Origin of the sequence: Pseudomonas sp. MD195_PC81_125, assembly GCF_014060985.1 — a bacterium.
In the GTDB taxonomy this organism is placed as follows: Bacteria; Pseudomonadota; Gammaproteobacteria; order Pseudomonadales; family Pseudomonadaceae; genus Aquipseudomonas; species Aquipseudomonas parakoreensis.
In genome coordinates this window covers 1-4392 of the sequence record NZ_JABULD010000502.1, presented here as the reverse complement: position 1 = coordinate 4392, position 4392 = coordinate 1, and the positions used below count along the sequence as shown (strand labels likewise).

Sequence of the window (4392 nt, the reverse complement as noted above, 5' to 3'; positions counted from 1 at the left end):
AGCTCCTACACCGAACCCTGTAGGAGCTGCCGAAGGCTGCGATCTTTTGACCCTGAAAATGCATTAGTGCATTTATATACTTGCACAAATGCATAGGCAGGCTAAGGTTACCTCGAGCAAGGAGATCGGCACCGTTCATCGCAGATGAAAACCGTTAACCACCGATCGCTCGGCAATACCGCAACACCACCACAAGCTGGACGCTTGTTTTCATTCATGGAGGACTGAAAAAATGTTAACCACTCAAGCCACATCATTCACCGGCGAGAGCCTGCCAAGGTGCCTTGTCGGCCGCCTGCTCGACCCGCAACTGGTCGAGGTTCAAGCCACTGCGCAAACGGCGGCACTGGCCGCTGCCAACCTTAACTTCACGATGCAGAAACAGACTCAGACCAATTGGTGCTGGGCCGCTGTTTCCGCTTCGGTCGGCAACTATTACGGCACTGGAAACTGGACCCAATGCGGCGTCGCCAGTACCCAACTGGATCGCAATTGCTGCAGCCAGCCAGGACCGTGCAACGTCTACGGCTATCTGGATTCAGCCCTGCAAACCACCCGCAGCTATAACGGGATGAATCAGGGTTCGCTGCAGATGTCGGCCATTCAGAACCAGATCAACATGGGCCGCCCGGTCGGCCTGCGCTGTGCCTGGTACGGTGGCGGTGCGCACTTCCTGGCGATCTACGGCACCAACGGCAACTACGTGCTGGTCGCCGACTCGATCTACGGTTATTCGACCCGCGCGCTGAACTCATTCCCGGGTTCGTACAACGGCGGCGGCAACTGGACTCACACTTACTTCACCGCGAAAAACTAGGAGGGCGACATCATGCAACTGACTTATCCAAAGGCGCCTTCCAACGGCGTACAGACTTTGCGTCCGGTGCTGCAAGCCGCGCTGCAAACACAGGGTTTCGGCATTAATCGCCAGTTCGCCGCCGCGACACCGGCCAAAGTCAGCCTCAGCGAAGCCTATCGCGGCTACTCGCTGACACTCGACGACTTGAGCCAAGGCAAGGGTCTGAAAGACGCACGCGTCGGTGACTGGCATTACCTGGTGTTTGCCGACGGTGTCAGCATTGCCGATGCGCAACTGGCCGAGGTGCGTGGCCATGTCGAGTTCGCTTCGCTGAACCACGGCACCCGGGCCGCCGACACCGTGGGCGCGTTGAAACTGGCGGAACAGGCGCCGCAATTGCAGGGCAAGAGCGTTGAACTGCGGGTGCTGTTTGTCTCGGCACTGCACGTCGTGGCGATCTGGCTGCATGCGGACGGTGAGGATGTGCTGATCCCGATTGAGCCGACGCCAAAAGAGCTGGGCGACTCGCGGCTGTACAGCGAAGCCGCGCTGCTCGCGCTGCTCAAACCGGCGGCAGATCGCGCCAGACAGCGCTTTGACGCGGACACCAGCGGACAGTTGGGGAACTGACAGACCTGCGCATAAAAAAAACCCGGACGCTGTCCGGGTTTTTTATTGGCCATTTGTGGCGACTTATTCAGCCGCAGGCTCGGCCGGCTTGCGGCGCTTGAGCGGGGCCATGCCGTCGCTGCTCACCAGCGAATCCGGCTTCGGCCGATTGGCGCTCTTGCGCTTGGTCGGGGTCTTGGCGGCGGTTTTCTTCTTGTCGCCCTTGGCGTCGGTCTTTTTCTTCTTCACGCCGACAGCTTTGCCCGAGGCCTTGACCTTTTTCGGCCCGCCGTAGGTGCCTTTGACTTCCTTGATGGTGCGGCGCTCGAAGCTCTGCTTCAGGTAGCGCTCGATGCTCGACATCAGGTTCCAGTCGCCATGGCAGATCAGCGAGATCGCCAGACCGTCGTTGCCGGCACGGCCGGTACGACCGATGCGGTGCACGTATTCGTCGCCGCTGCGTGGCATGTCGAAGTTGATCACCAGATCCAGGCCATCCACGTCCAGACCACGGGCCGCGACGTCGGTGGCAACCAGAATCTTCACGCCACCTTGCTTCAGACGATCGATCGCCAGTTTACGATCCTTCTGGTCTTTTTCGCCGTGCAGCACGAACGCCTTGTATTCCTGAGCCACGAGGCGGCCGTAGATGCGGTCGGCCATGGCACGGGTGTTGGTGAAGACGATGGCCTTCTGATAGGTCTCGTTGGCTAGCAGCCAGTTGACGATCTGCTCTTTGTGCTGGTTGTGGTCGGCGGTGATGATCTGCTGACGGGTGGTCGAGTTCAGCTGGCTGACCGCGTTGAGCTGCAGGTGCTCAGGGTTGTTCAGCACCTTGGCGATCATCTCGCGCAGGCCGGAACCGCCGGTGGTGGCGGAGAACAGCATGGTCTGCTGACGGTTCGGGCATTCGTCGACCAGACGTTGCACGTCTTCGGCAAAACCCATGTCGAGCATGCGGTCGGCTTCGTCGAGCACCAGCACTTCGACTTCTTTCAAATCCAGGTTGCCGGCGTTGAGTTGCTCGATCATCCGGCCCGGCGTACCGATCAGGATGTCCGGCACCTTGCGCAGCATCGCCGCCTGCACCTTGAAGTCTTCGCCGCCGGTGATCAGGCCGGACTTGATGAAAGTGAACTGCGAGAAGCGCTCGACTTCTTTCAAAGTCTGCTGGGCCAGCTCGCGGGTCGGCAGCAGGATCAGGGTCTTGATGCTGACGCGGATCTTCGCCGGGCCGATCAGACGGTTGAGGATCGGCAGGACAAAAGCGGCGGTTTTGCCACTACCGGTTTGCGCCGTCACCCGCAGGTCACGCCCCTGGAGCGCCAGCGGAATGGCCGCTGCTTGCACAGGCGTTGGCTCGACAAATTTCAGCTCGGCCACGGCTTTGAGCAGGCGTTCGTGCAGGGCGAATTGGGAAAACACGGGTGCTACCTCGAAGATATGCAAAAAAACAGCTGCATAGGTTACCGGTTTCGAGCGCTCAGGCCGAGTTTCTTTATACAAACGGGCGTAATCAGTGGCTTTTTTGTTGCTCGATTTGTCTCCAACGGTAATACACAGCGTCTTAAATGCTCTAATCGCCCATCGCGCCTTACAGAAGAATCGTTGCTCACATGGATTTCAAACAGCTCTGGCTCAACGCCCAAGACCTCTGGGGTGCCCTCGAACAGCACCCGTTCCTGCAATCCGGCCTGGCGCTGATGCTGCTATTGGTGATCGCGCTGATCCTCGGACGAGTGGCACGCTATCTGATCCTGCACGCCAGCCGCATGCTCGGGCGCCAGCCGGCGCTGCACTGGATCAACGACTTTCGCCACAACAAGGTGTTTCAACGTCTGGCGCAGATGACGCCGTCGCTGGTGATCCAGTTCGGTCTGCACCTGGTGCCGGAACTGAGCAAAACCGCGATGACCTTCCTCGGCAACGTGGCGCTGTCCTTCACCATCCTGTTCCTGCTGCTGTCGGTCAGCGCCCTGCTCAATGCGTTGCTGGACATCTATGCGCGCACCGAACACGCGCGCACCCGCTCGATCAAGGGCTATGTGCAACTGGCGAAAATGGTCTTGTACGTGTTTGGCGCGATCATCATCGTCGCCACCCTGATCGACCGTTCGCCGTTGTTGCTGCTGTCCGGTCTGGGTGCGATGTCGGCGGTGATTCTGTTGGTCTACAAGGACACCCTGTTGTCGTTCGTCGCCAGCGTGCAGTTGACCAGCAACGACATGCTGCGGGTCGGCGACTGGATCGAAATGCCGCAAGTCGGCGCCGATGGCGACGTGGTCGACATCACCTTGCACACGGTCAAGGTGCAGAATTTCGACAAGACCATCGTCTCGATCCCGACCTGGCGCCTGATGTCCGAATCGTTCCGCAACTGGCGGGGCATGCAACAGTCCGGTGGACGACGGATCAAGCGCAGCCTGTTCATCGACGCCAGCGGCGTGCGCTTCATCCGCGACGATGAAGAAGAAAAGCTCTCTCAGGTGCACCTGCTGACCGCCTACATGGGCCGCAAGAAAGCCGAACTCAAAGCGTGGAACGAGGCGCAGGGTAATGTAGCGGCAATGGCGGCCAACCGTCGGCGCATGACCAACATCGGCACCTTCCGCGCTTATGCGCTGGCGTATCTGAAAAGCCATCCCGAGATCCAGCCGAACATGACCTGCATGGTGCGCCAGATGCAGACCACGGCGCAGGGCATTCCGCTGGAAATCTACTGCTTCACGACCACCACGGTGTGGGCCGATTACGAGCGGATTCAGGGGGATATTTTCGATTATCTGCTGGCGGTGCTGCCAGAGTTTGGCTTGAGTCTGTATCAGCAGCCGAGCGGCGGGGATTTGCGTTCGGGGTTGTTGCCGGCGGTGCTGGGTTCGGCGCACATTGCGGAACCACAAAAACACCTCATGTAACCCACAATTACCGTGTAGGAGCTGCCGCAGGTGCGATCTTTTGATTTTAAAGATTTAAAAAGATCGCAG

Annotated in this window: 4 protein-coding genes; 3 read left to right on the top strand and 1 reads right to left on the bottom strand. The window is 59.2% G+C overall.

The window, feature by feature from the left end; genetic code table 11:
* Window positions 1-232 precede the first annotated feature (232 nt).
* Together HT737_RS20080 and HT737_RS20075 are read left to right on the top strand one after the other, a co-directional pair.
* Window positions 233-817 carry a papain-like cysteine protease family protein gene (locus tag HT737_RS20080; protein ID WP_182403849.1) on the top strand — a complete coding sequence of 195 codons (585 nt, stop codon included), beginning with the start codon at window positions 233-235 and terminating at the stop codon, window positions 815-817.
* A 12-nt stretch (window positions 818-829) separates the two neighbouring features.
* Window positions 830-1429, top strand: a complete 600-nt coding sequence (locus tag HT737_RS20075; protein ID WP_182403847.1) for a hypothetical protein — start codon at window positions 830-832, stop codon at window positions 1427-1429.
* 63 nt (window positions 1430-1492) lie between these two features.
* On the opposite strand, the gene HT737_RS20070 is transcribed toward HT737_RS20075, so the two are convergent.
* Window positions 1493-2833, bottom strand: a complete 1341-nt coding sequence (locus HT737_RS20070) for a DEAD/DEAH box helicase (RefSeq protein ID WP_041070247.1) — start codon at window positions 2831-2833, stop codon at window positions 1493-1495.
* Window positions 2834-3024: 191 nt separating this feature from the next.
* Here HT737_RS20070 and HT737_RS20065 point away from each other — a divergent pair, with 191 nt between their 5' ends.
* Window positions 3025-4323 (top strand): mechanosensitive ion channel family protein, encoded by a 1299-nt coding sequence (locus HT737_RS20065; protein WP_131669965.1) that lies wholly within the window; start codon window positions 3025-3027, stop codon window positions 4321-4323.
* Window positions 4324-4392 lie beyond the last annotated feature (69 nt).